Below are 24,839 nucleotides of genomic sequence, written 5' to 3'. Positions count from 1 at the left end.
ATTCAGGCGCTTGATCCTGTTGACTTGGCATAGGCGCGGGCGGGCTAGCGGGCCGCGATCGCATCCGCCAGAACCAGCACGTTCATCGCCATGCGTTCGGAGGCGGCGTCGATCATCCGCCCGTCCAGCTGGGCTGCGCCCTTGCCCATCGCCTCGGCCTTGCGCAATTCCTCGATGATGCGGCGGGCGCGGGTCACCTCCGGTTCGGGCGGCGAGAAGACCTCGTTGGCCAGCGTGATCTGCGAGGGATGGATGGCCCATTTCCCCTCGCAGCCCAGGGCAGCCGCCCGGCGGGCGCCCTCCTTGTAGCCCTCCGGGTCGCTGAAATCGCCGAAGGGCCCGTCGATCGCCCGCAGGCCATAGGCGCGGCACGCCACCACCATCCGGCTGATCGAGGCATGCCATTGGTCGCCCGGATAATGCGGATTGAGCCCGCCGATGTTGGTGGTCCGCGCCCGCATCGAGGCGGCAAAATCCGCCACGCCGAAATGCAGCGCCTCGAGCCTGCCGCCGAACCGGGCGATGGCCTCGACATTGGCCATGCCGAGGGCGGTTTCGATCAGCGCCTCCAGCCCGACGCGGGTGGCATGGCCCTTGGCCTGTTCGATCTGGTTGACCATCGCCTCGACCATGTAGAGGTCGCCGGTGACACCGACCTTGGGGACCAGCAAGGTATCGACCCGGTCGCCGGCCTGTTCCATCACGTCGACCACGTCGCGGTACATGTAATGGGTATCCAGCCCGTTGATGCGCACCGAAACCGTCTTGCCCTTGGCCCGCCAGTCGATGTCGTTCAGGGCCTGGATCGCGTTCTTGCGGGCCTGCACCTTTTCGGAGGGCGCTATGGCATCCTCCAGATCCAGAAAGACGTAATCCACCGGGCCCTCTGCCGCCTTGTCGATCATCGTGGGGTTGGAGGCCGGCACCGCCAGTTCGGACCGTTGCAGACGGGGCTGGCGCAGGGGGTGAAGGGTGTGGCTCATCTTGGGCTCCTTATAGGGCGGATTATTCTGCGGCGATCCGGGCGGCTTGCGGCGCGGAGAGGGCGTAGACCTCCTGCGCGGCCGCCACACCCGACCCGAAGGGGATCGTGGCCCCTGCCGCCACCAGCGACAGTTCGGCCAGGGCGATGGCGGTCAGGCACATGCCTTCGTTGCTGTCGCCGATATGGCCGATGCGGAAGACCTTGCCCGCCAGCGGCCCAAGGCCCGAGCCGAAAGAGGCGTTGTAGCGGTCATAGCCGATGCGGATCACGTCGCGCGCATCCACGCCCGCCGGCGTGCGGATCGCGGTAACGGTGTCGGACTGCAACGAGGGGCTTTCGGCGCAGACCTCCAGCCCCCAGGCACGCACCGCGGCCCGCACGCCTGCGGCGAGATGGCTGTGGCGGGCGATGATCGCATCGAACCCCTCTTCCAGCATCCGGTCGAGTGCTGCGCGCAGGCCATGCAGCAGCTGGATCGGCGGGGTATAGGGGAAATAGCCGGTCTCGTTGCCGCTGACCTGATCGGCAAAGTCAAAGTAGGCCCGGCGCATCGTCGCGGTCTTGCTGGCCTGCATCGCCTTCGCACTGACCCCCAGAATCCCCAGCCCAGGCGGCAGCATCAGCCCCTTCTGGCTGCCGGTCACCGCCAGATCGACGCCCCATGCGTCCATCTCGAAGGGCAGGCAGCCGATCGAAGAGACGCCATCGACAAAGAGCAGCGCGTCATGAAACGCCTCGTCCATCACCCGGCGCACCGCCGCGATATCCGAGGTCACGCCGGTGGCGGTTTCGTTATGGGTGACGAAGACCGCCTTGATCTCTCCCTTCGTGTCGGCGCCAAGCTTGCGGGCAAATTCGCTGATCGGCGCCCCGGCCCCCCAGGGCAGGTCGATCAGATCCACCTGCAGGCCAAGCCGCTGCGCCATCTGGGCCCAGAGGACCGAAAACTGGCCATGCCGCGCCATCAGCACCCGGTCGCCGGGCGACAGCGTGTTGGTGATCGCCGCCTCCCAGGCCCCGGTGCCGGAGCCGGGGAACAGCAGGACCTGGCCCTTGGCGGTGCGGAACAGGCGCTTGAGGTCGGCGAAGATCCCGAGGTTCAGCGCCCCGAAATCATGCGCCCGGTGATCCTGCATCGGCACGTTCATGGCTTGCCGCACGGTTTCGGGCACGTTGGTCGGGCCAGGGATGAACAGGTGATTGATGCCGGTGCGCATGATGTCCTCCTTGCGTGTCAGGCAGCAATCGCACCGCTTCAATTTTGTGCAAAATGAAAACAAGTTTCGCTGTGACTGCGAGAATTTACAGAATTAAAATTGTGTAATATTGTAAATGCAGCAAACCCGGAATTGTGTGCGATTGTATGCAGAAGACCTTCATCGGCCCGCATCTGCGCCGCCTGCGGCTGGACCGCAAAGAGACGCAAGCCACCATGGCCAAGGCGCTCGGCATCAGCGCCTCTTACGTCAACCTGCTGGAAAACAACGAAAGATCGGTGTCGGTCCAGGTTCTCTTGCGCCTGTTCGAGGCCTATGGCGTCGAGTGGCGCGATATTGCGGACGAGGATGGCACCGCCCAGCTTTCTGACCTGCGCGCCGTGATCCAGGACCCGCTCTTCGCGCGGACCCGGCCCGACCTGCCGCAGCTGCGGGCCGCGCTGGTCCATGCACCGGGGTTGGCGCAAAGCTTCATGACACTGTACCGCAGCTATCAGGTCGTCTCGGACCAGCTTCTGTCCCTGACCGAAAGCGGTGCCGCGCAAAGCTCGGCCTCGCCGGAAGCGGCGGTGCATGATGTCTTCCGCCGCAACCGCAACCACTTTCGCGAGCTGGAGGAGGCCGCCGAAGCCTTCTGGCCCGGCCCCCTCGTCGAGAGGGACGAGATCTATGTCACCCTCAAGCGCCGGTTGCGCGACGCTCTTGGCGTCGCCGTCCGGCTGTGCCGGGTCGAGGATCTGCCCGGTGCGCTGCGCCAATATGACGAATCCCGCCGCGAGATCCTGCTGTCAGAGGCGCTGGATCAGCCCAACCGCACCTTTCAGCTGGTGCATATGGCGGGGCTTCTGGAACAGCGCGCCTTGCTGGACAGCCTGATCGCGCGCAGCGGCATCCTTGAGGCGCGGGGGATAGCACGGCTTAGGGTGGAGCTGGCCAATTACTTCGCCGCCGCCGTCCTGATGCCCTATGCGGAGTTTCTGGCCGAGGCCCGCGCCTCGAAATACGACTTCGACCATATCGCCACCCGCTTTGGCGTCAGTTTCGAACAGGCGTGTCACCGCGCCACCACCCTGCAACGCGAGGGCGCGCAGGGCGTGCCCTTCTTCTTCCTGCGCATCGACAAGGGCGGCAATGTCACCAAGCGGTTCAATGCCACCGACTTTCACCTGGCCGAATATGGCGGGGCCTGCCCGAGGCTGGATGTGCATACCTCGTTCCGCACGCCCGACCGCATCATGCCGCAGTTCGTGGAGATGCCAGACCGCAGCCAGTTCTTCGTGTTCTCCCGCACCGTGGACCGCCCGACCTGGGCGCGGCACACGCAGGACAACCGCCTCGCCGTGGCCATGGGCTGCGCGGTGCAATACGCGCCGGAAATCGGCTATGCCGAAAGCTTCTCGATGTCAGAGGCGCGGCTGACCCAGATCGGCATCAACTGCCGCATCTGCCCGCGCGCCAATTGCGACCAGCGGGCGCATCAGGCGGTCATCCTGACCCAGCCGGTCGATGCCCTGCGCCGCGGCGTCACGCGTTACGACGTCTGACCCGCCACAGGGCGCAAGTGCTGTCGCAACCCTTCAGGGCTTGTCGGGGTTCAGGCGCATCGTGGTGTAGTTCAGCGCCGCCGCGATCGTGACCCAGATCAGGTAAGGCACGAACAACAGCCCGGCGACGCGGTCGACGCCAAAGAAGCTGAAAGTTGCCAACGCGACCGCAAGCCAGAGGCAGACCATCACCACCATGGCGGCGCGGATGCGGTGCAGGCCGAAGTAGATCGGCGTCCATAGGGTGTTGAGCGCGATCTGCAGGGACCAGAGCGCCGTGGCGTTGCCATTGCCCGCCGCCTGCGCCACGCGCATCCCGGCCAGCGACATCAGCAGGTAAAGCGAGGTCCAGGCCACCGGAAACACCCAGCGCGGCGGGGTCCAGCTGGGCTTGTTCAGCGCATCATACCAGGCGCCGGGCTGGATCATCGCCCCGGTCGCCGCGGCGGCGCCGCAGGCGGCCAGATAGGTGAAAAACACGCTCCAGTCCATCAAGGTCCCTCCCTGGGTTTCCCGATAGCTAGTTCAGGCCCGCGCACGATCCAATAGTTTTTGCGTGCGATCCCGCGACTCGAGCTGTGTGAGGGCGGCAAAAACCGCATCGGACCGGCTGAACCGCGCCTGCTGGACTGCCGTGGCCTCGACAAGGAACGCGACCTCCGGCTGGGGCGGGGCGTGAAGGATCGCCGACTTCGGCAGCAGGGTCGATGCCCCGGCACGCAAGAGGGACAGTCCCAGCCAGCCGAGCTTCTGCCCGGTCGAGGTGCGGGCGCGGCGGGTGACGCTGTCATAACCCTGCCGCGCCACGGCGCCGCCGATTCCGGCATAGATATGGCGCGCGGCGAAGATGCCCGGGCGGCAGGACAGGGGCAGCCCGGCCAGACCGGCCTCGGACCGCAGGTAAAGCGCCTGCGCCTCGTCCAGAAGGCGGCGCGTCACATCTTGCAGGCGGGGGTCGGGGAGGGGGTTGCCCAGCAGCGCTTCGGGCTGAAGACCCTCGGCCGAAAGCCAGTCCAGCGGCAGGTAGATCCGCCCGGCCCTGGCATCCTCGCCCACGTCACGGGCGATGTTGGTCAACTGCATGGCAAGGCCCAGATCGCAGGCCCGCGCCAGCGCATCGGCGTCGCGCACCCGCATCAGCACGCACATCATCACGCCGACGGCGCTGGCCACGCGGGCGCAATAGGCGCGAAGGTCGGGCAGGGACGGGTACCTTTTGCCAAGGGCGTCCCAGGCCAGACCCTCCAGCAGGGCCTCGGGCAGGGCGCGGGGCATCGCGAAATCCTCGACCACCGCGGCAAAGGCCCGGTCCGCCGGGGCATTGCGCGGGCGCCCGGCGTAGACGGCATCCAGCCGGTCGCGCAGGCCAAGGACGGCGGGCGCCTTCTCGGCCCCTTCGTCCACCGCGTCATCGGCGAGGCGGCAGAAGGCATAAAGCGCCAGCGCCGGGTCGCGCACCTTGCCGGGCAGCAGGCGCGAGGCCGCGTGGAAAGACAGCGATCCGGTGCGGATCGCCGCACGGCAATGGGCAAGGTCGGCCGGGGCGATCATTCTGCCGCCATCCGCAGGCCGAGGGGGCGCGGCGCCTCGGGGACCAGCTTGCCCAGAACCTCGGCCGAGGCGATGACCCCCGGCAAACCCGCGCCCGGATGGGTGCCCGCGCCGACAAGGTACAGGCCCGCCGCTTCCTCCGAGATGTTATGCGGGCGGAACCAGGCCGATTGCAGGATGCGCGGCTCCAGCGAGAAGCCGCTGCCATAGGGCGAAAGATAACGGCTTTCGAAACTGTTCGGCGTGAAGACCAGCTGTTGGCTCAGATGGTCGCCAAGCCCGGGCAGGAGCCGCTCTTCCAGCATGGCCTGCACCTTCCGGCGGTAGGGTTCCGCTTCGGCCTTCCAATCGGTGCCGCCAAAGCCCAGATGCGGCACGGGCGACAGGGCATAGAAGGTGTCATCGCCCGCAGGCGCCACCGAAGGGTCGGTGACAGAGGGGCGATGGACGTAAAGGCTCATGTCCTCGGCCAGCCTGCCGCGGATGAAGATGTCGCGGATATGGTCCTTGTAGCGCGGCCCGACGAGGATCGTGTGATGCCCGACCTCGGGCCATTTGAGCCGCGTGCCCCGGGTGCCGAAATACCAGACGAAAAGCCCCATCGACCAGCGTTTGCGCGCCAGCTTGCCGGGGGTCCAGCGCTTGCGGGGATGGTTGCGCAGCAGATGGTCATAGGTATGGCCAGCATCGGCATTGGCCACCACGACATCCGCGGGCAGCATCTGGCCATCGGTCAGCCTGACGCCCCGGGCGCGGCCCTCTGCCAGCAGGATTTCGTCCACCTGCGCATTCAACTGCACCTGTCCGCCCTGCGACCGGATCACCCCTGCCATCGCCAGGGCAATCGCACCGACGCCGCCCATGGCGTAATGCACGCCGAAGGCCTTCTCCAGATGGCTGACCAGAATGTACATCGAGGTCACATGGAACGGGTCGCCGCCGATGAAGAGCGGATGGAAGGACAGGGCAAAGCGCAGCCTTTCATCCTTCACCCGGGCTGCGGCATGGGCATGGACCGACCTGTCGGCCCTGAGCCGCGCAAAGGTCGGCAGCACCTTCAAGAGATCGGCGAAGCGGTGCATGGGTCTGCGGCCCAGATCCTCGAACCCGAAGCGATAGCGCCGCTCGCTGTCGCGCAGGAAGCGGTCGTAGCCGGCCAGATCGCCCGGCGCCAGCCGCGCCACCTCGGCCCGCATGGCGGTGTCCGAAGGGTAAGCAGTGAAGGAGGAGCCATCCTGGAACCGGATCTGGTAGAAAGGGTCCAGCGCGCGCAGGTCCACGTCCTGATCGAAGTCGCGCCCGCAGGCGGACCAAAGCTCGCGCAGGCCCTGCGGCACGGTCACGATGGTCGGGCCCAGATCGAAGCGGTGCCCGCCTTGGGTGATGGAGGTGCCGCGCCCGCCCGGCATGTCCAGGCGGTCGATCACCCGCACCCGGTAGCCCTTGGCGCCAAGCCGCATCGCCGCCGCCAACCCGCCGAGGCCCGCCCCGATCACAATCGCATCCGCCCCCGAACTGGGTGGCAACGGGCGAAGGGGAGAGTCGGCATGTGTCAGCATGGAATTACGATATACTGTCCAATCTAATTTACAATACTTGCTTGTGGCCTGCAAAATTTTTGCATTTCCCCTTTGATACCGCCGCAAGAAATGTCAATCTGGCGTGACAGAGCCGGGGGGATTGCCATCAATACCGTGAGTCTCAGCCTCTTCCGCTTCTCGGGCCTTGCCGCCCGGCTCTGGGTGATTTGGCAGATGGGCGCGGCACGGCTGGCCTTTCTGAACATGCCGGAGGTGGGGTTCCTGAAGCTCTGCGGCTCTGGCACGGGCGAGGGGTTCACGCCCCGGCCCAACTTCGGCATCTGGGCGATTCTGGCGACCTGGCCCGATGCGGCGACGGCGCGGCGCGGCTGTCAGAGCGCCGCGATCTATGGCCGCTGGCAGGGCATGTCGGCCGAACACTGGACGATCCTGCTGGAGCCCGTCTCGGTCCGCGGCGCCTGGTCGGGGGTGCAGCCCTTCACGCCTGACGCGGCGCCCGACAGACCGGAAGAGACGCGCCCGATCGCCGTCCTGACCCGGGCCACGCTGCGCGCCTCGCGCTTCCTGAAGTTCTGGCGCCGGGTGCCCGACATTTCGGCGGTGATCGGGCAGGACCCCAACGTGATCTTCAAGATCGGCATCGGCGAGGTGCCCCTGCTGCACCAGGTCACCTTCTCGATCTGGCCGGACGTCGCCGCGATGGCGCATTTCGCGCGGGGCGACGGGCCGCATGGCCGCGCCATCAAGGCGGTCCGGGCCGAGAACTGGTTTTCCGAAGAACTCTACGCCCGGTTCCGCATCCTGGACGATTGGGGCAGCTGGGGCGGCTGCCGCCCGCTGGGAGGCGAGGGCGAGAGATGAGCCAGCCTTTCCCCTTTTCCGCCATCGTCGGCCAGGAGATGATGCGCCAGGCCATGGTGCTGACCGCGATCGATCCCGGCATCGGCGGGGTTCTGGTCTTTGGCGACCGGGGCACCGGCAAATCGACGGCGGTCCGCGCCCTCGCGGCCCTTCTGCCAGAGATCACGACCGTCGAGGGCTGCCCGGTGAACTCGGCCCGGGTCGAGGATGTGCCCGACTGGGCCGGTCCGGTGGCCGGGCGGCTGGTGAAGCGGCCGACCCCGGTGATCGACCTGCCGCTGGGTGCGACCGAAGACCGTGTCGTGGGGGCGCTCGACATCGAACGCGCTTTGACGCGGGGCGAGAAGGCTTTCGAGCCGGGGCTGCTGGCGCGGGCCAACCGGGGCTATCTTTACATCGACGAGGTGAACCTGCTGGAGGATCACATCGTCGACCTTCTTCTCGACGTGTCGCAGTCGGGCGAAAACGTGGTCGAGCGGGAGGGCCTGTCGATCCGCCACCCGGCGCGCTTCGTTCTGGTTGGTTCCGGCAACCCCGAGGAGGGAGAGCTGCGCCCGCAACTGCTTGATCGCTTTGGCCTTTCGGTCGAAGTCGTCTCGCCGCGCGATGTGGAAACCCGGGTCGAGGTGATGCGGCGGCGCGATGCCTATGAAAATGATACGGCTTCCTTCCTGAAGAAATGGCGGGCGCGCGACAGCGCCCTGCGCAAGGCCATCCTTGCCGCCCGTGCGGCCTTGCCCCTCTTGAAGACGCCGGGCCAGGTGCTGCACGATTGCGCGTCGCTCTGCATCGCCCTGGGGTCGGATGGCCTGCGCGGCGAGTTGACGCTGCTGCGGGCGGCGCGGGCGCAGGCGGCTTTCGAAGGCGCTGCCACGGTCACGCGGGCGCATCTGAAAAGCGTGGCGATCAGCGCGCTGTCGCATCGGCTGCGGCGTGATCCCTTGGATGAGGCGGGCTCCGGGGCGCGCGTGGCGCGGATTCTGGCCGATACCCTGCCTTGAGCGGCCCGCTCTCCGCGTGGGACAGGGTTCAGACCGCGGTGGCGCTGCTGGCGGTGGATGGGGCAGGGGTCAAGGGGCTTTGGCTGCGCAGCCGTGCCGGGCCGGTCCGCGACCGCGTGACGATGGCGCTGGCCCCGTCGCGGCGGGTGCATCCGGGGATCGACGACGCCGCGCTTTTCGGCGGTCTCGATCTTGCCGCCACCCTGGCCGGCGGCCGCTTGGTCCGCAGCCGGGGCCTGCTGGGAGAGGCCGCACCTGTGACCCTGACCATGGCCGAGCGCTGCCCGCCCGGCCTGTCCGCCCGCCTGTCGCGCTGGCTGGACGATCCGGGCCCCTGCCTGATCGCCCTGGACGAAAGCGCCGAGGAGGGCGAGGGGCTGACCGGGGCGCTGGCCGATCGTCTGGGCCTGTTTCTGGATCTGGGGGAGGTTGTCTGGTCCGACACCGCGCCCCTGCCGCCCGACCCGGCGCGGGTGGATGCCGCGCGCCTGGCCCTTGCCACAACCGCTCTGCCGCCGGGTTGTCTCGCCGACCTCACCCGGGCGGCCTTTGCCCATGGCATCGCAAGCCTGCGCGCCCCGCTTCTGGCCCTTGCCGCCGCACGGGCGCTTGCGGCCTGGCGGGGCGAGGCCGTCGCTTCGCAGGAGTCGATCCGCCACGCCGCCGAACTGACGCTGGCCCATCGCGGCACGCCCCCGCAGGCGGCGGAGGACGGCGAAACGGCCCCGCCACCGCCGGAGCCCCGTGAAGATGGCGGGGAGCCGAGTGCGCAAAGCGAAGGCCTGCCCGACGAGATCCTGCTCGAGGCGCTGCGCGTCGCGCTGCCCGCCGATACCCTGGCGCAGATTGCCGCCGCAAAGGCCGCGCGCGCGGCCACGGGGGCGGGGGCCGGGGCGGATCGCAAGGGCAACCACCGCGGGCGGCCCCTGCCGTCGATGCCCGGCATGCCGGGGTCGGGCAAGCGCATCGACATCGTGGCCACGCTGCGCGCCGCAGCACCCTGGCAGAGCCTGCGCCGCCCGGGTGAATGGCGCGAGGGCCAGCCGCTCGCGATCCGCAAAGCCGACCTCCGGGTGAAACGCTATCAGGAAAGCTCTGACCGGGTGCTGATATTTGCCGTCGATGCCTCTGGCTCGGCGGCCTTCGCGCGGCTGGCCGAGGCCAAGGGCGCGGTCGAGATGTTGCTGGCCCAGGCCTATGCCCGGCGCGACCATGTGGCGCTGGTGGCCTTTCGCGGGCAGAGGGCAGAGCTGTTGCTGCCGCCCACCCGCTCGCTTGTCCAGACCAAGCGCCGGCTGGCGGCCCTGCCGGGCGGGGGCGGCACGCCGCTGGCGGCCGGGCTGCGGCTGGCCTTCGATCTGGCGCTGCGGACAAGGGCGCGCGGCATGACCCCGACGCTGGCCCTGCTGACCGACGGGCGGGGCAACATTGCCCTGGATGGCACAGCCAACCGCGACCGGGCCGAGGCGGACGCGGTGCACATGGCGCGCGCGCTACGCAGCGCCGCGGTGCCCGGGCTGGTGATCGACACGGCAAACCGCCCGCAACCGGCCCTGCGCCGCTTGGCCGAGGTCCTTGACGCCGCCTATCTTGCCCTGCCGCGCGCCGATGCCCAAAGACTGTCCCAGGCGCTGCAAGCCGCGCTGGGGCCCTGAATGCGCCCGCCCGACATCCCCCCCGACTGGCCCTTCAGCCACGCCTCGCGCCACATCGCCTGCGCGCCGCATCTCTGGCATGTGCAGGATCTGGGCACCGGCCCGACCCTCTTGCTGATCCATGGTGCAGGCGGCGCCACGCATAGTTTCCGCCATCTGATCCCCCATCTTTTGGCCGATCACCGCGTGATCGCCATCGACCTTCCGGGCCAGGGCTTCAGCGTCCTCGGCGCCCGGCACCGCTGCGGGGTTGACGCCATGGCCGAGGATCTGGCCCGGCTTGTCGCCCAGCAGGGATGGGAGCCTGCGGCCCTCGTCGGGCATTCCGCCGGCGCCGCCATCGCCCTGCGCCTGGCAGAGATCCGGCCGGTCCGGGCCGTCATCGGCATCAATGCGGCCCTTGGCAAGTTCGAAGGGCTGGCGGGCTGGCTCTTCCCGGCGATGGCGCGGCTTCTGGCGCTGACCCCTTTTGCGGCGCAGATTTTCAGCCGGATGGCGGGCACGCCTTCCAAGGTGCGCCAGCTGATCACCTCCACCGGCTCGCAGATCGACGCTGCGGGTCTGGCGCAGTATCTGCACCTCGTGCGGATGCCGAGCCATGTGTCGGCCACGCTGGCGATGATGGCGCAGTGGAACCTCGATGCGATGACGGACAGGCTGGGCCGGCAGAATACTCCCTGCCTTTTCATCACCGCCTCCGGCGACCGCGCGGTGCCGGCCAGCGTCTCGCAAAAGGTCGCGCTTGCCATGCCCAATGCCCGTTGGGTCAATCTGCCCGGCTATGGCCATCTGGTGCATGAAGAGGCCGCCGACACGGTCGCCCGCATCCTGCGCGACTTCCTCGCCCTGGGGGAAGCAACCGGCCGGCCCCCGTCCTGAAGGCTGCAAGGCCCGACCCGACCGCCGACCAATCGGCAATCCGTTCAAATTTTCTGAAATCTCTTGCCAGATAAAAGCAGCGCGCTAACTTCGTCCGCACCGAGGAAAACGGAGACATTCAGATCTCTGAGTCCATTGGCGCCTGTGACTTTGGGGGAGGTCAAGATGTCTGGTCCCGTGGTCTTGGACAGAGAACAGCTCGCCTTGGCGATTTCGGAAGTCGAGGCGCTTGCCCAGACCTTGCCGAAAGCCGCGGTCGCGCAGTTCGCGCAGGAGGTCGTCCGGCGCGTGGCCGACAACCTCGTCGTCCCCTTGCCGCGCGAGGTCTTTCCGACATCGGAAGAGATCGACGCCCTGAGCGAGGCCCTGCTGGACGGCGATGACGGCACGGCCATCGCCCTGATAGAACAGGCCCAGAAAAGCGGCGCGCATTACGAAGCGGTCTGCCAATCCTATCTGGCCGAATCCGCCCGCAGGCTCGGCAGCTGGTGGGACGAGGACAAGGTATCCTTTTACCGCGTCACCGTCGCCGCCGGGCGCATCTACACCATCCTGCGCCTTCTGCGGCTGCACCGCCCGGTCCAGCTGCAGAACCTGCGGCGCTCGGCGATCTTTGCCGCCGTCCCGGGCGAGGATCACACGCTTGGCATCACGATTGCCACCGACATGGCCCGCGCGCGCGGCTGGGACATCGAGCTTTTCGTCGGCCGCTCGCATGAGGACCTGGTCGAGGTGCTGGGCCGCAGGGAGACGGTCCTGATCGGGCTGTCGGCGGGCACCAGGCGGGTTCTGCCGGCCCTGATCAAGCTGATCGTGGCGCTGCGGATCAGCAATCCGGGCGCCAAGATCATGATCTGCGGGCAGATCGCGGTGAACAACCTCAATCTGGAGGGGATCACCGGGGTGGATGCGGTCGCGGCGGATTTCGAACAGGCCTTGGCGCAGATGGAACGCTTTGTCATCGCGGGTACGACCTAGGCCGCTCAGGGCCAGTTCGCCCGCCGCGGCACCCGCAAGGCCAGCATCGCCTTGATGAGCGGTGAACGGAAGCGGCCCAGATCCAGCGCCTCGTGGACGCCGGTCACAGCCTCGCCGTCGAGCGTGGTTTGAACCAGGGACCGGCTGTAGAACGGGGCGTCGAGCAGGGCCCTGGTCTGGCGGGGATGCTGGCCGGGGTCGCAGCGGGTGGCGCGCGCAATGCCCCAGCCGCTGCGCCGCAGCGCTGCAAGCGGCGGCGGGGCGCTTTGCGTCACCCCACCATCCGCCGCCACGTCCAGACACAGCGCCAGGGTTGACCCATCCACCCGCGTCCCATCGTAAAAGCAGGTCGTGCCGCCATTGGCCCTTGGATAGCGGCCCCAGGTCCAGCGGTGAAAATCCGCCTCAAGCGCAGCCCGGCCGAAGTTCGCGTCGAAATAGCCGTGGCCGTGCCAGACGTGACCCTGCGACAGCTCCACCTCGATCCGGGCCGAGGGCGCGAAGGGGCGCCAGATGTGCCGCCCGTCCGCGGTCAGGGCGGCCTCCACCCCGGTGATGGCCGTGGGGATCAGGCGGATCTGGCCGCGCACCCGGCTGATCAGCGGAAAGGACGATACCTCGTCGACATCGATGATCAGGCTGCCATTTGCCCAAGTCATCCGGCTTCCGCCGACGGCAAGGCTGTTGCGGCTGCGCCGCACCGCCGGGCGCCCGCGGTCCGTCATGGTGAAACGGGACCCTGCGCCATAAGTCACCACATTGATGCAGCAGTGGTTTTCCGGATCGCGCCGGCCCGACCAGGCGTACCACGGCGAGAAGACCGAGCCGATGAAGCCGATGACGCTTACCGCGCGCGACCCGTCAGCCGCAACGCCATCGACATACCACCATGCATAGCCATCCGGGCAAACCTCGATCCCGAAGTCAGGTCGCTCAAGATCGCCTCGGCCGCGTGCCTGCCGGACAAGGCCGCCATCGGCACGCCCGCGCCCGGATGCGCCCCGCCCCCCGCCAGATAGAGGCCCGGCAGCGCCGTCCGGCTCCCCGGCCGCTGAAAGCTCGCCCGCAGCCCATGCGGCGACCGTCCGTAGATCGCCCCCTGCGAGCCCGGGAACAGGGCCGCAAAGCCGTGCGGCGTCATCAGGGCCTGATCCGGGGGCAGCTGATCGAAGGTCAGGCCGAAGCGGGCCAGTTTCGGAAAGGTTCTGGCGCGACATTCGCTGACCTCATGCGGGGAAAGGGAGGGTTTGGGCGGGGCGTTCATGATGATCTCGAACCGTTCGGGCCCGGTGGCGGGGCCCAGGGCGCGGTCCTGCGCGCAAAGGTAAAGCGTGGCGTCTTCCGGCATCCGACCCTGGCCGATCGGGGAGAATTCCAGCGCCGGATCACGGCCGAAAAACACGTTGTGGTGGATGAGATCGGGGCCGCTGACACCGGCTGCAAAGGACCAGACCCAGGCCGACAGGCTGCGCGGATGCGCCTGTGTGGGCTGCAGCGCCTGTTGCGGCCCGTTGCCCAGCAATCCGGCCAGCAGGGCCGCCGGATCGCCGTTGAAGACCACCGCGTCGCATTTCAGGTTGCGGGCGTTCGCCAGCACAACCTCGGTCACGCGCCCGGATTTGCGCGCAATTTTCACCGCCGACGCGCCGTACAGTTGCGTCACGCCCAGCCTGTCCGCCAGATCGGCCAGCGCGCGCGCCAGCCGGTGCATGCCGCCCGCGACTGCCCAGACCCCCTGCGCCTCGGCCGTCCAGATCAGGGCCAGAACAGCGGGCGACAGATTCGGCATGCCCCCGACATAGGTGGCGTAGCGGCCAAACAGCTGGCGCAGCCGCGGGTCGGTGAAGCTATGGCTCAGCTGCCGCGCCAGCGTGGCACGGGGCAGCAGGGCCGACCAGATCGCAGGCCTGCGCAGGCTTTGCAGTAGGATGCCCGGCACATCGGGCTTTGCGGCCTGCATCATCGCGGCATCGAAGGCCTGATAAAGCTGCAAGGACAAGCGGTTGAAGCGGATGAACTCTGCTTCGGCCACCGGCCCGGCAAAGCTTGCGATGGCGGCGGCGCTGGCCTCTGTCTCGGAAAAAAGGTCGAGCGGGCCGGAATCCTGCCAGAAATGCCTCGCCAGAATCGGCTGGGCGATCAGGGTCAGATGATCCTCCAGCCTTTCGCCGGCAGCGGCGAAGAGGTCGTCGAAGACGTGGCGCAGGGTCAGAACCGTCGGCCCCGCATCGACCGGCCCTGCAGCCGAGGGCACCGTCCGCATCTTGCCGCCCGGCGTGGCCTGCGCCTCGACGAGCGTCACGGACAGTCCGGCGATGGCAAGCCTGATCGCCGCGCAAAGGCCCCCGATGCCCGCGCCGATGACCACGACCTTTGCCGTCTCTCCGGTTTTTCTCATAGCGGATTGTTGACTCACAGGCCGAAACTGTCCAGTATTATTTACACTGTATTGTCTATCATGCGTTACAGTACAGCGCTCGGCTTTTTGCAAGGAGGACGCGATGTCCATCACGGCGCGACTTGATGCTGCCACGGCTTCGGTGTTGAAGCGGGCCATGGGTGGGGCGGATGCGCCCGGCAAACTCGCCTCCGCGCTCCACTATGCGGTGACCCCGGGCGGGGCGCGGATCCGGCCGACAATCCTGATCAGCGTGGCGATGGCCTGCGGCGACGACCGGCCCCAGCTGGCCGATGCGGCGGCGGTGGCGCTGGAGCTGATCCATTGTGCGAGCCTCGTCCATGACGACCTGCCCTGCTTTGACGACGCCGATCTGCGGCGCGGCAAGGCGAGCGTCCACAAGGCCTATTCCGAACCGCTCGCGGTCCTGACCGGGGACAGCCTGATCGTTCTGGCTTTCGACGTTCTGGCCGCCGCCGCGGGTCAGGATGCCGACCGCGCCCTGAAGATGATCCGCGTCCTGTCGCATCGCACGGGTATGCCGCACGGCATCTGCGCCGGCCAGGGCTGGGAGAGCGAGGCGCAGGTCAACCTCTCGGCCTATCACCGTGCCAAGACCGGCGCACTCTTCATCGCGGCCACCCAGATGGGGGCGATCGCGGCGGGTCAGGAGGCCGATCTTTGGGAAGAGCTTGGCGCCCGCATCGGCGAGGCCTTCCAGGTGGCCGACGATCTGCGCGATGCGCTTTACGATGTCGAAACGCTCGGCAAGCCTGCGGGCCAGGACGCGACGCATGGCCGGCCGAACGCGGTCAGCGAGCTGGGCGTGCAAGGGGCCATCCGGCGCTTGCGCGATATTCTGGGGGGTGCCATCTCCTCGATCCCGGCCTGTCCCGGCGAGGCGATGCTGGCCGAGATGGTGCGCCGCTATGCCGAACGCATGACCCCGGTGGCCCCGGCCCTGCATCAGGCCGGCACCCCGCTTTGACATGACAGCCTTGCCCGGCGTCAGACCCGCGCGAAACGGATGGCTGCTGCGGCTGGTCGCGTCGCGCGGCTTTCAGGTCTGGGCCGCGCGCATGCCCTTCCTCCGACGCCTGGCGCGGCGCGAAGGGGAAAGGCTCTTCGACCTCGTGGCGGGGTTCGTCAATTCGCAAGTACTTGCAGCGCTTGTGGAATTGCGCATCCTTCACCTTCTTGCGGAAGGCCCGATCTGCCCGCGCCTTCTGGCGGATCTTTGCGGGATTGCCCCCGACCGGATGCAGGTCCTGCTGCAGGCGGGGGCCGGCTTGGGCCTGTTGCGGCGCCACAGGAACGGCGATTTCGGCCTGGCCCTGCGCGGCGCATCGCTGCTGGCCGTGCCGGGGCTGGAGGCGATGATCCTGCATCATCGCAGCCTTTATGCCGATCTGGCCGACCCGGTGAAGCTGCTGCGCAGCGATCAGCCGACCGCGCTTTCGCTGTTCTGGCCCTATGTGTTTGGCGCGGCGGGGGCGGTCGATCCGGTTGTGACGGCGCGCTATTCCGACCTGATGGCCGACAGCCAGATCCTCGTGGCAGAAGATGTCCTGGCCCTGACCGACCTTTCCGCGGTGGGCCGTCTGATGGACGTGGGCGGCGGGGCCGGCACCTTCCTGGCCGCCGTCGCTGCCCGCTATCCCGCCATCGCTTTGGACCTTTTCGATCTGCCCGCCGTGCTGACGGGAACCGAGGCGCGGCGGCTGCAATCCGGGCTCTCGACCCGCGTCACGCTGCACCCCGGCAGTTTCCGCGACGATCCTTTGCCGAGGGGAGCCTCTGCCATCAGCCTGATCCGGGTGCTGTATGACCACGATGATTCTACCGTCGCCCGGCTTCTCGCCTCGGTCCACGACGCCTTGCCTGCGGGCGGCCGCCTGATCGTGGCAGAGCCGATGTCGGGCGGCGCAACTCCGGACCGAATTACCGATGTGTACTTTGCAGTTTACACCCTTGCGATGCAAACCGGGCGCACCAGATCAGCCGCAGACATCAGTGCGGCCCTGGCGCGGGCGGGATTCGTAAACATATGTTACAAAAGAGGATTCCGGACTTTTGTCACCTCGGTCATCACCGCCGAGAAAGCGAAACCCTAAAGAGATCGTTACCCGAATGTCTATTTTGTTTGACAGTTAAAACTGTAAGTTTAGTATGACACTCAGGACGTAACCGGCAAAGCAGTCACCTTCGGGATTCCTTGCGGCAGGTTCGGGAGAGCGATCATGAAAACCAGCGCCGTCATCCTGTCAGGGCCGCAAGACCTTTCGCTTCGTGAGGTTTCGCTGATCCGGCCGGGCGCGGCGGATGTCGTGGTCGAGGTGGCGCATTCCGGCATTTCGACGGGCACGGAAAAGCTCTTCTGGTCCGGAACGATGCCGCATTTTCCCGGCATGGGCTATCCGCTCGTCCCCGGCTACGAGGCCGCGGGCGAGGTGGTGGAGGCCGGGGCGGAATCGGGTCACGCGGTCGGCGATCATGTCTTCGTGCCGGGCGCCAGCTGTTTTGAGGCAAACGACGCCGGTCCTGTCCGGGGGCTTTTCGGGGCGGCTTCGCGGGTTCTGGTCACGCCGGGGGCGCGGGTCACGCGGATCGACGCGGGGTTCGGCGCGCAAGGCGCATTGCTGGCGCTGGCCGCCACGGCCCGGCATGCCCTCGCCGGGTTCGACCGCGCCTTGCCCGATCTGATCGTGGGTCACGGGGTTCTGGGCCGGCTTCTGGCGCGGCTGACCCTGGCCGCCGGGGCGCCGCCGCCGACGGTCTGGGACACCAATCCCGCGCGCCATCACGGGGCTGTCGGTTACGAGGTGATCCGGCCCGAGGCGGATTCGCGCGGCAATTACAAGGCGATATACGACGCCTCCGGCGCGCCGGATCTGCTCGACAGCCTGATCGGGCGCATCGCCAAAGGTGGCGAAGTGGTGCTGGCGGGCTTTTACACCCAGCCGATCGCCTTCGCCTTCGCGCCTGCCTTCATGAAGGAAGCCCGCTTCCGCATCGCGGCGGAATGGGCGGCGGAGGACATGGTGGCGACACGGCAGCTCGTCGAATCCGGCGCCCTGTCCCTGGCGGGGCTGGTCACCCACACCCGACCGGCCGCCGCGGCACCCGCCGCCTATGCAACCGCCTTCACCGACCCCGACTGCCTCAAAATGATCCTCGACTGGAAGGGCCACGCATGACGCTCGACATTCCGAACCTCAAAGACTTCGATGCAAGGTTGCGGTCCGAAGCGGCCGAGGCGCCGACATTGGAGGTGCCGCAGGGCGAGCCGACCAAGAAGACGCAGATCATCGCGATCTACGGCAAGGGCGGGATCGGCAAGAGCTTCACGCTGGCCAACCTCAGCCACATGATGGCCGAGATGGGCAAGCGCGTGCTGCTCATCGGATGCGATCCGAAGTCCGACACCACGAGCCTGCTGTTCGGCGGCAAGGCCTGTCCCACGATCATCGAAACCTCGACCCGCAAGAAGCTTGCGGGAGAGGAGGTCAGGATCGGTGATGTCTGCTTCAAGCGCGGCGGCGTCTTTGCGATGGAGCTTGGCGGGCCCGAGGTGGGGCGCGGCTGCGGCGGTCGCGGAATTATCCATGGATTTGAACTGCTTGAGAAGCTGGGCTTCCATGAATGGGACTTCGATTATGTGCTGCTCGACTTCCTCGGCGACGTGGTCTGCGGCGGTTTCGGCCTGCCGATCGCGCGCGACATGGCGCAGAAGGTGATCCTGGTCGCCTCGAACGACCTGCAGAGCCTTTATGTGGCCAACAACGTCTGTTCGGCGGTGGAGTATTTCCGGCGCCTGGGCGGGAATGTCGGGATCGCGGGCCTTGTCATCAACAAGGATGACGGTACCGAAGAGGCGGCGGCCTTCGCGCAATCGGTCGGCATTCCGGTGCTGGCGGCCATTCCGCAAGATGATGATCTGCGGCGGAAAAGTGCGAATTATCAGATCGTTGGCAGCGCAGAGAGTATCTGGGGCCCGATGTTCGCCCAATTGGCGGATGCCGTGGCGCTTGCGCCGCCGGTGCGCCCGGCCCCCCTGTCGCAGGATGGCTTGCTCAACCTGTTTTCGGCGGAAACCACCGGCAAGGACTTTGTGCTGACGCCCGCCACCGATGCCGACATGCGCGGCAAGAGCGCGGTTCTGAAAAAATCTCTCGAAGTGGTGTATGACAATGTCTAGCCTCGAGGCGCTTTCAAATTTCCTCGCGGATCTTGCCCGCAGGGCCGGCGAAAGACGCCGGACATGAGCGAGATCGCCTATGAGCAAGGGCAGGCTGCCCCCCTGACCCTGGACGGGCCCGCGCAAGAGGCCGGGCCGCTGGCGGCGGACGGGATCGGCTGTCATGCCGGGGCCGCGACGATGGAAGCGGCGGCGCGGGCTGCCGGGAATTCGGAACTGCTCGATCAATATGCGAAGGACTACCCGCAGGGGCCGCATGACAAGCCGCAAAGCATGTGTCCGGCCTTCGGGTCCTTGCGTGTGGGTCTGCGGATGCGGCGGGTTGCGACTGTCCTTTCCGGTTCGGCGTGCTGTGTCTATGGGTTGACCTTCGTGAGCCATTTCTACGGGGCGCGGCGCTCTGTCGGATATGTACCCTTCAATTCTGAATCTTTGGTTACCGGCAAGTTGTTCGAAGACATCCGCGATGCGGTCCACGAACTTGCCGACCCGGCGCGCAACGATGCGATCGTGGTGACGAACCTATGCGTGCCCACGGCCAGTGGCGTGCCGCTGAAGCTTTTGCCCAGCGAAATCAACGGCGTGCGGATCGTGGGCATCGACGTGCCGGGCTTCGGCATCCCGACCCATGCCGAGGCCAAGGATGTTCTTGCCGGTGCCATGCTGAAATATGCCCGGGCCGAGATCGAGGCGGGGCCGGTGGCGGCGCCGGCAGCGGGGCGGTCGGACCGGCCGCAGGTGGCGCTGCTGGGCGAGATGTTCCCGGCTGACCCGATGATGCTGGGGGCGATGCTGGCGCCCCTGGGCCTGGCCTGCGGCCCGGTGGTTCCCTGCCGCGAATGGCGCGAGCTTTATGCCGCCCTCGATTGCGATGTCGTGGCGGCGATCCATCCCTTCTATACCGCCGCGGTGCGCGAGTTTCAGGCGGCGGGGCGCAAGGTTGTCGGCTCGGCCCCGGTTGGGGTCGATGGCACGGCCGCATGGCTTGCCGCGATCGGAGAAGCCTATGGCATTGATCCCGCAAGGGTTTCCGCCGCGCAGAATGCGTTCCTTCCGGCAATCAAGGCTGCTTTGGCGGGGGCGCGGATCACCGGGACCGTCACGCTTTCGGGCTATGAAGGCTCCGAACTTCTGGTGGCGCGGCAGCTGATCGAGGCCGGGGCCAATGTGCCTTACGTCGGGACCGCGCTGCCCAAAACCCCGTGGTCGGCCCCGGATGTCGACTGGCTCGAGTCGAAGGGCGTCAAGGTGAAATTCCGCGCCGCGCTGGAGGATGATTGTTCGGCGATGGAGGCGATCCGCCCGGATCTTGCGATCGGGACGACGCCCCTGGTGCAGAAGGCAAAAGAGCTTGCGATTCCAGCGCTTTACTTCACGAACCTGATCTCGGCCCGTCCCTTGATGGGGCCGGCGGGGGCGGGGTCGCTGGGCCAGGTGGTCAATGCGGCCATCGCGGGCAAGGCGCGGATGGAGGGGATGAAGGCCTTCTTCGCAGGTGTGGGCACCGGCGATACGGCGGGCATCTGGGAGGGTGCCCCCAACCTGCGGCCCGACTTCCGCGAGCTGCACCAGAAGAAGCTCGACCGCGCCGCGAAAGCCTCCAAGGCGGAGGAAATGATATGAAAACCGCGGTCTTCCTTGCGTCTTCCTTTGGTCTTCCTTTCGGGAAGACAGGGGGGAAGACAGGCACCCGGAGGAGCTTGCCATGTTAGTGCAGGATCACGACCGGGCAGGCGGCTATTGGGGGGCCATCTACGCCTTCTGCGCCGTCAAGGGTTTGCAGGTCGTCATCGACGGGCCGGTGGGTTGCGAGAACCTGCCCGTCACCTCGGTCCTGCATTACACCGATGCCTTGCCGCCGCATGAGTTGCCCATCGTGGTGACGGGTCTGGGCGAGGAGGAGCTTGGCCGTGACGGCACCGAAGGGGCGATGCGGCGGGCGTGGAAGACGCTGGACCCGGCGCTGCCTGCGGTGGTGGTCACCGGCTCGATCGCCGAGATGATCGGCGGGGGTGTCACGCCGATGGGCACCAATATCCAGCGCTTTCTGCCGCGCACGATCGACGAGGACCAGTGGCAGACGGCGGACCGCGCGATGACCTGGATCTTCACCGAATTCGGCCAGACCAAGGGGCGGATGCCGCCCGAGGCCAAGCGCGACGGCAAGCCGAGGGTCAATATCCTCGGGCCGATGTATGGCGTCTTCAACATGGCCTCCGACCTGCACGAGATCCGCCGGCTGGTCGAAGGGATCGGCGCCGAGATCAACATGGTGATGCCTTTGGGCGCCCATGTGGCCGAGATGCGCCATCTGGTGAACGCCGATGTCAACGTGGTGATGTACCGCGAGTTCGGCCGCGGTCTGGCCGAGGTTCTGGGCAAGCCCTATCTGCAGGCGCCGTTCGGGATCGACTCCACGACGAAATTCCTGCGCAAGCTGGGCGAATTGCTGGACCTCGACCCCGAGCCCTTCATCGCGCGGGAAAAGCATTCGACGCTGAAGCCGGTCTGGGATCTGTGGCGCTCGGTCACGCAGGATTTCTTCGCCACGGCCTCTTTCGGGATCGTCGCGAACGAGACTTACGCCCGCGGCATCAGGGCTTATCTCGAAGGTGATCTGGGCTTTCCCTGCGCCTTCGCCGTGGCCCGCATTCCCGGCAAGAAGACCAACAACGCGGCGGTGCGCGGGCTTTTGACCCAGCATCGGCCCCTGGTCGTCTTCGGCTCGATCAACGAGAAGATCTATCTGGCAGAGATGAAGGGCGGCTTCGGACCCGCGCCCAGCTTCATTCCGGCAAGCTTTCCGGGGGCGGCCATCCGCCGCGCCATCGGCACGCCGATGATGGGTTATTCGGGCGCGGTCTGGGTGTTGCAGGAGGTCTGCAACAGCCTCTTCGACGCGCTTTTCCACATTCTGCCGCTCGGCACCGAGATGGACTCGGCCGCGGCCACCCCCACCACGCTGCGCCGCGATTTCCCCTGGGATGCCGATGCGCAGGCGGCCTTGGACAGGATCGTGAACACCCACCCGATCCTCACGCGGATCAGCGCGGCGCGCAGCCTGCGGGATGCGGCCGAAAAGGCCGCGCTGGATCAGGGGGCGGAACGGGTGGTCAGGGAAACCGTGGAGGCCTTGCCCGGCGCAAGGTTTTCGCAAAACGAGGGAGAGAGGACATGAGCTATTCCAACGTCAACGTTGCGATGCACCACGTCAAACGCGTGTCGAAGGCCGAGTTCTTCGTCTACTTCGCGCTGATCTTCACCCTGGCGCTGGGGCCGCACAGCCTGGGCTGGACCTATCAGCTGATCCGGCACGCAAGGCTGCCGCGGCTGTCCCCGGTGGCGCGGGCCCGCAAGGACGCGCAGGCGGTGACGCCGATGATTTTCCGCGGGTGACCGCAACAGAATTCGCAACTCCGCGCCGCGCAGGCCGCGCGGGATGGCGAAACATCGGAGGGGCATTCCGCCCACCGTGGCCCGGCCGCAGGGAATGCGGCGTCAGTCCGAATATCCGGAGGATACTATGGCTGATAGAACTGACCTGTCCTTCACAGGTCTAACTGACCAGCAGGCGCAAGAGCTGCACTCGGTCTATATGAGCGGGCTTTGGTTGTTCGTGACCATCGCCGTGATCGCGCATGTGGCCGTGTACATCTGGCACCCGTGGTTCTGAGGGGGGGAACACAGACATGAGCAAGTTCTACAAGATCTGGCTGATCTTCGATCCCCGTCGCGTCTTCGTGGTCCAGGGCGTTTTCCTGTTCCTGCTGGCCGTGATGATCCACCTCGTGCTGCTGTCCAACCCGGCCTACAACTGGCTGGACATCGCGGCAGCCAAGCATGGCTATCTCACCCAGGCGGAGCCAGCCAAGGCTCCCTGAGAGGTGCTGCATCTGGTGCGGGCGACCAAGGGTTCGGCCGCACCAATTCAACCGGTTCACCAGAACACCAGACGGTCCCGCCGCGCTCAGACGCGGTTTTCGGAAGACCCGTCCAATGGCGGAGAGGGAAGCATGGCACTGCTCAGCTTCGAACGAAAATACCGCGTGCCGGGTGGCACGCTTGTCGGCGGGAACCTGTTCGACTTCTGGGTCGGGCCCTTCTACGTCGGCTTCTTCGGTGTCACGACACTGTTCTTTGCGGTGCTGGGCACCATGCTCATCCTGTATGGCGCGGCGATGGGGCCGACCTGGAACCCCTGGCTGATCTCGATCAACCCGCCGGATGTGACCAACGGGCTTGCGGCGGCGCCCCTCTTGAAGGGCGGGCTCTGGCAGATCATCACCTTCTGCGCCCTGGGCAGTTTCGTCAGCTGGGCGCTGCGCGAGGTCGAGATCTGCCGCAAGCTGGGCATCGGGCTGCATGTGCCCTTCGCCTTTTCGATCGCGATCTTCGCCTATGCGACGCTGACGGTGATCCGGCCGATCCTGATGGGGGCCTGGGGCTATGCCTTTCCCTACGGGATCTTCAGTCACCTCGATTGGGTCAGCAACACCGGCTACACCTACGGGAATTTCCACTACAACCCGGTCCACATGATCGCGGTGAGCTTCTTTTTCACCAATGCCTTCGCCCTGTCGCTGCATGGCGGCCTGATCCTGTCGGCCGCCAACCCCGGCCGCGGCAAGGTGATGAAGACGCCCGACCACGAGGACACCTTCTTTCGCGACCTGATCGGCTATTCCGTCGGCACGCTCGGCATCCACCGCCTGGGCATGCTGCTTGCGATCAACGCGGCCTTCTTCAGCGCGATCTGCATCATGATCTCGGGGACGATCTGGTTCGACCAATGGGTCAACTGGTGGAACTGGTGGCTGGAGCTGCCGATCTGGGCCAATGTGCATGGGGGCGTAAATGGCTGAGTATCAGAACTACTTCACCCAGGTGCAGGTGACCGCCGCCCCCGAGATGGGCATGGTCGAGGATGTCGAGACCGGCAACCGCACGAAAAGCGCCCGCTATTCCACCCTGCTCGGCTGGTTTGGCAATGCGCAGCTGGGGCCGGTCTATCTGGGCACCTTCGGGGTGATCAGCCTGGCCTGCGGCGCCATCTGGTTCATGATCATCGGCTTCTGGTTCTGGCATCTGGCGGGCTATAACCCCGCGGTCTTCGTGCGCGACCTGCTCTGGATGTCGCTGGAACCGCCGGCGCCGGAATGGGGCCTGCGGATCCCGCCGATGGGGCAGGGCGGGCTCTTCCTCGTGGCGGGGTTCTTCTTCCTGATCTCGCTCTGGTGCTGGTGGATCCGCACCTATCTGCGGGCCGAGGCGCTGGGGATGGGCAAGCACATTTCCTGGGCCTTCGCGGCGGCGCTTTGGCTGGTGATGGTGCTGGGGCTGATCCGCCCGGTCCTGATGGGCCATTGGTCAGAGGCGGTGCCCTACGGCATCTTCCCGCATCTGGACTGGACCAACCTCTTCAGCCTGACCTACGGCAACCTGTTCTATAACCCCTTCCACGCGCTTTCGATCGCCTTCCTCTATGGCTCTGCCCTGCTCTTTGCGATGCATGGCGCCACGATCCTGTCGGTGACAAGGCTCGGCGGCGACCGCGAGCTGGAACAGATCATCGACCGCGGCACCGCGGCGGAGCGCGCCGCGCTGTTCTGGCGCTGGACCATGGGCTTCAACGCCACGATGGAGGGGATCCACCGCTGGGCCTGGTGGTTTGCCGTGCTGGTGCCGATCTGCGGCGGGATTGGCATCCTGCTGACCGGGACCGTCGTGGATAACTGGTACGTCTGGGCGCAAGACCACGGCTACGCGCCGCTGAACCCATAGGAGCGATCATGTCTGACGAACAGCTGTACGAAGGCCAGAGCCATCTGATCCGCCTGCGGGTCTGGGCCCTGGGGCAGATGGTCTGGGGCGCCTTCATCGCGGGGGTGGTTCTGGCGGCCATCGGCGCGGTGGTGCTGGCGATCTGGGGCATCAGCCAGCTTCTGCCCGAGCAGAGCAAACAGATGCCCTCACCCTATGGCGCGCTGGAGGTGATCCAGACGCAAGACACCGTCTGAGGACGCCGCAGGCG

At 66.8% G+C, this 24,839-nt stretch carries 25 protein-coding genes; 18 read left to right on the top strand and 7 right to left on the bottom strand.

The window, feature by feature from the left end; all coding sequences use genetic code 11:
- Nucleotides 1-44: 44 nt before the first annotated feature.
- Nucleotides 45-983, bottom strand: a complete 939-nt coding sequence (locus tag AC1DZT_RS11080) for an HpcH/HpaI aldolase/citrate lyase family protein (protein WP_478006691.1) — start codon at nucleotides 981-983, stop codon at nucleotides 45-47.
- A gap of 22 nt (nucleotides 984-1,005) precedes the next feature.
- The gene (locus AC1DZT_RS11075; RefSeq protein ID WP_478006690.1) at nucleotides 1,006-2,202 is read right to left on the bottom strand and encodes a pyridoxal-phosphate-dependent aminotransferase family protein; all 1,197 of its coding nucleotides are present in this window, start codon (nucleotides 2,200-2,202) and stop codon (nucleotides 1,006-1,008) included.
- Nucleotides 2,203-2,348: 146 nt separating this feature from the next.
- On the opposite strand from AC1DZT_RS11075, the gene AC1DZT_RS11070 reads away from it, so the two are divergent.
- Nucleotides 2,349-3,746 carry a helix-turn-helix domain-containing protein gene (locus tag AC1DZT_RS11070; protein WP_478006689.1) on the top strand — a complete coding sequence of 466 codons (1,398 nt, stop codon included), beginning with the start codon at nucleotides 2,349-2,351 and terminating at the stop codon, nucleotides 3,744-3,746.
- A 33-nt stretch (nucleotides 3,747-3,779) separates the two neighbouring features.
- On the opposite strand, the gene tspO is transcribed toward AC1DZT_RS11070, so the two are convergent.
- Genes tspO through AC1DZT_RS11055 form a run of 3 tightly spaced genes read right to left on the bottom strand, consistent with a single transcriptional unit; the run spans nucleotide 3,780 to nucleotide 6,856 of the window.
- Complete coding sequence (tspO, locus tag AC1DZT_RS11065) at nucleotides 3,780-4,238, bottom strand: tryptophan-rich sensory protein TspO (RefSeq protein WP_478006688.1); 459 nt, start codon at nucleotides 4,236-4,238, stop codon at nucleotides 3,780-3,782.
- 33 nt (nucleotides 4,239-4,271) lie between these two features.
- Nucleotides 4,272-5,297, bottom strand: a complete 1,026-nt coding sequence (gene crtB, locus AC1DZT_RS11060) for a 15-cis-phytoene synthase (RefSeq protein WP_478006687.1) — start codon at nucleotides 5,295-5,297, stop codon at nucleotides 4,272-4,274.
- Complete coding sequence (locus AC1DZT_RS11055) at nucleotides 5,294-6,856, bottom strand: phytoene desaturase (protein ID WP_478006686.1); 1,563 nt, start codon at nucleotides 6,854-6,856, stop codon at nucleotides 5,294-5,296. The genes crtB and AC1DZT_RS11055 overlap by 4 nt, the downstream gene beginning before the upstream one ends.
- Before the next feature lie 90 nt (nucleotides 6,857-6,946).
- On the opposite strand from AC1DZT_RS11055, the gene crtA reads away from it, so the two are divergent.
- The 5 genes from crtA to AC1DZT_RS11030 all read left to right on the top strand — a co-directional run bounded on the left by crtA (nucleotide 6,947) and on the right by AC1DZT_RS11030 (nucleotide 12,212).
- The gene (gene crtA / locus AC1DZT_RS11050) at nucleotides 6,947-7,699 is read left to right on the top strand and encodes a spheroidene monooxygenase (RefSeq protein WP_478006685.1); all 753 of its coding nucleotides are present in this window, start codon (nucleotides 6,947-6,949) and stop codon (nucleotides 7,697-7,699) included.
- Nucleotides 7,696-8,700, top strand: coding sequence for a magnesium chelatase ATPase subunit I (gene bchI, locus AC1DZT_RS11045; RefSeq protein ID WP_478006684.1), 1,005 nt, complete (start codon nucleotides 7,696-7,698; stop codon nucleotides 8,698-8,700). Before crtA ends, bchI begins: the two co-directional genes overlap by 4 nt.
- Nucleotides 8,697-10,355, top strand: a complete 1,659-nt coding sequence (locus AC1DZT_RS11040) for a magnesium chelatase subunit D (RefSeq protein WP_478006683.1) — start codon at nucleotides 8,697-8,699, stop codon at nucleotides 10,353-10,355. Before bchI ends, AC1DZT_RS11040 begins: the two co-directional genes overlap by 4 nt.
- Nucleotides 10,356-11,234 carry an alpha/beta fold hydrolase BchO gene (bchO, locus tag AC1DZT_RS11035; protein WP_478006682.1) on the top strand — a complete coding sequence of 293 codons (879 nt, stop codon included), beginning with the start codon at nucleotides 10,356-10,358 and terminating at the stop codon, nucleotides 11,232-11,234.
- A gap of 165 nt (nucleotides 11,235-11,399) precedes the next feature.
- Nucleotides 11,400-12,212, top strand: a complete 813-nt coding sequence (locus tag AC1DZT_RS11030; protein WP_478006681.1) for a cobalamin B12-binding domain-containing protein — start codon at nucleotides 11,400-11,402, stop codon at nucleotides 12,210-12,212.
- Nucleotides 12,213-12,217: 5 nt separating this feature from the next.
- On the opposite strand, the gene crtC is transcribed toward AC1DZT_RS11030, so the two are convergent.
- Both crtC and crtD read right to left on the bottom strand, forming a co-directional pair.
- The gene (gene crtC, locus AC1DZT_RS11025) at nucleotides 12,218-13,051 is read right to left on the bottom strand and encodes a carotenoid 1,2-hydratase (RefSeq protein ID WP_478006944.1); all 834 of its coding nucleotides are present in this window, start codon (nucleotides 13,049-13,051) and stop codon (nucleotides 12,218-12,220) included.
- A 5-nt stretch (nucleotides 13,052-13,056) separates the two neighbouring features.
- The gene (crtD, locus tag AC1DZT_RS11020) at nucleotides 13,057-14,610 is read right to left on the bottom strand and encodes a 1-hydroxycarotenoid 3,4-desaturase CrtD (RefSeq protein WP_478006680.1); all 1,554 of its coding nucleotides are present in this window, start codon (nucleotides 14,608-14,610) and stop codon (nucleotides 13,057-13,059) included.
- Nucleotides 14,611-14,713: 103 nt separating this feature from the next.
- Here crtD and AC1DZT_RS11015 point away from each other — a divergent pair, with 103 nt between their 5' ends.
- The 12 genes from AC1DZT_RS11015 (at nucleotide 14,714) to pufX (ending at nucleotide 24,825) form a co-directional block, all read left to right on the top strand.
- Nucleotides 14,714-15,598 (top strand): polyprenyl synthetase family protein, encoded by an 885-nt coding sequence (locus AC1DZT_RS11015; protein ID WP_478006679.1) that lies wholly within the window; start codon nucleotides 14,714-14,716, stop codon nucleotides 15,596-15,598.
- A gap of 10 nt (nucleotides 15,599-15,608) precedes the next feature.
- Nucleotides 15,609-16,724, top strand: a complete 1,116-nt coding sequence (locus AC1DZT_RS11010; protein ID WP_478006943.1) for a methyltransferase — start codon at nucleotides 15,609-15,611, stop codon at nucleotides 16,722-16,724.
- Nucleotides 16,725-16,850: 126 nt separating this feature from the next.
- Nucleotides 16,851-17,807 (top strand): chlorophyll synthesis pathway protein BchC, encoded by a 957-nt coding sequence (gene bchC / locus AC1DZT_RS11005; RefSeq protein ID WP_478006678.1) that lies wholly within the window; start codon nucleotides 16,851-16,853, stop codon nucleotides 17,805-17,807.
- Nucleotides 17,804-18,808 (top strand): chlorophyllide a reductase iron protein subunit X, encoded by a 1,005-nt coding sequence (locus tag AC1DZT_RS11000; protein ID WP_478006677.1) that lies wholly within the window; start codon nucleotides 17,804-17,806, stop codon nucleotides 18,806-18,808. The genes bchC and AC1DZT_RS11000 overlap by 4 nt, the downstream gene beginning before the upstream one ends.
- Nucleotides 18,809-18,871: 63 nt before the next feature.
- Nucleotides 18,872-20,431 (top strand): chlorophyllide a reductase subunit Y, encoded by a 1,560-nt coding sequence (bchY, locus tag AC1DZT_RS10995; protein WP_478006676.1) that lies wholly within the window; start codon nucleotides 18,872-18,874, stop codon nucleotides 20,429-20,431.
- A gap of 82 nt (nucleotides 20,432-20,513) precedes the next feature.
- Complete coding sequence (bchZ, locus tag AC1DZT_RS10990) at nucleotides 20,514-21,986, top strand: chlorophyllide a reductase subunit Z (protein WP_478006675.1); 1,473 nt, start codon at nucleotides 20,514-20,516, stop codon at nucleotides 21,984-21,986.
- Nucleotides 21,983-22,204 carry a cytochrome PufQ gene (gene pufQ, locus AC1DZT_RS10985; RefSeq protein WP_478006674.1) on the top strand — a complete coding sequence of 74 codons (222 nt, stop codon included), beginning with the start codon at nucleotides 21,983-21,985 and terminating at the stop codon, nucleotides 22,202-22,204. The genes bchZ and pufQ overlap by 4 nt, the downstream gene beginning before the upstream one ends.
- Before the next feature lie 127 nt (nucleotides 22,205-22,331).
- Entirely contained in the window at nucleotides 22,332-22,481 is a 150-nt protein-coding gene (pufB, locus tag AC1DZT_RS10980) for a light-harvesting antenna LH1, beta subunit (protein ID WP_478006673.1), read from the top strand.
- A 16-nt stretch (nucleotides 22,482-22,497) separates the two neighbouring features.
- Nucleotides 22,498-22,689 (top strand): light-harvesting antenna LH1, alpha subunit, encoded by a 192-nt coding sequence (gene pufA, locus AC1DZT_RS10975; RefSeq protein WP_478006672.1) that lies wholly within the window; start codon nucleotides 22,498-22,500, stop codon nucleotides 22,687-22,689.
- Nucleotides 22,690-22,821: 132 nt separating this feature from the next.
- Nucleotides 22,822-23,670 (top strand): photosynthetic reaction center subunit L, encoded by an 849-nt coding sequence (gene pufL, locus AC1DZT_RS10970; RefSeq protein WP_478006671.1) that lies wholly within the window; start codon nucleotides 22,822-22,824, stop codon nucleotides 23,668-23,670.
- Complete coding sequence (gene pufM / locus AC1DZT_RS10965; protein ID WP_478006670.1) at nucleotides 23,663-24,589, top strand: photosynthetic reaction center subunit M; 927 nt, start codon at nucleotides 23,663-23,665, stop codon at nucleotides 24,587-24,589. The genes pufL and pufM overlap by 8 nt, the downstream gene beginning before the upstream one ends.
- Nucleotides 24,590-24,597: 8 nt before the next feature.
- Entirely contained in the window at nucleotides 24,598-24,825 is a 228-nt protein-coding gene (pufX, locus tag AC1DZT_RS10960; protein WP_478006669.1) for an RC-LH1 core complex protein PufX, read from the top strand.
- The last annotated feature ends 14 nt before the right edge of the window (nucleotides 24,826-24,839 follow it).

Source organism: Rhodobacter sp. P1_C2, from assembly GCF_056406375.1.
This window is presented reverse-complemented; position numbering and strand designations above follow the sequence as displayed.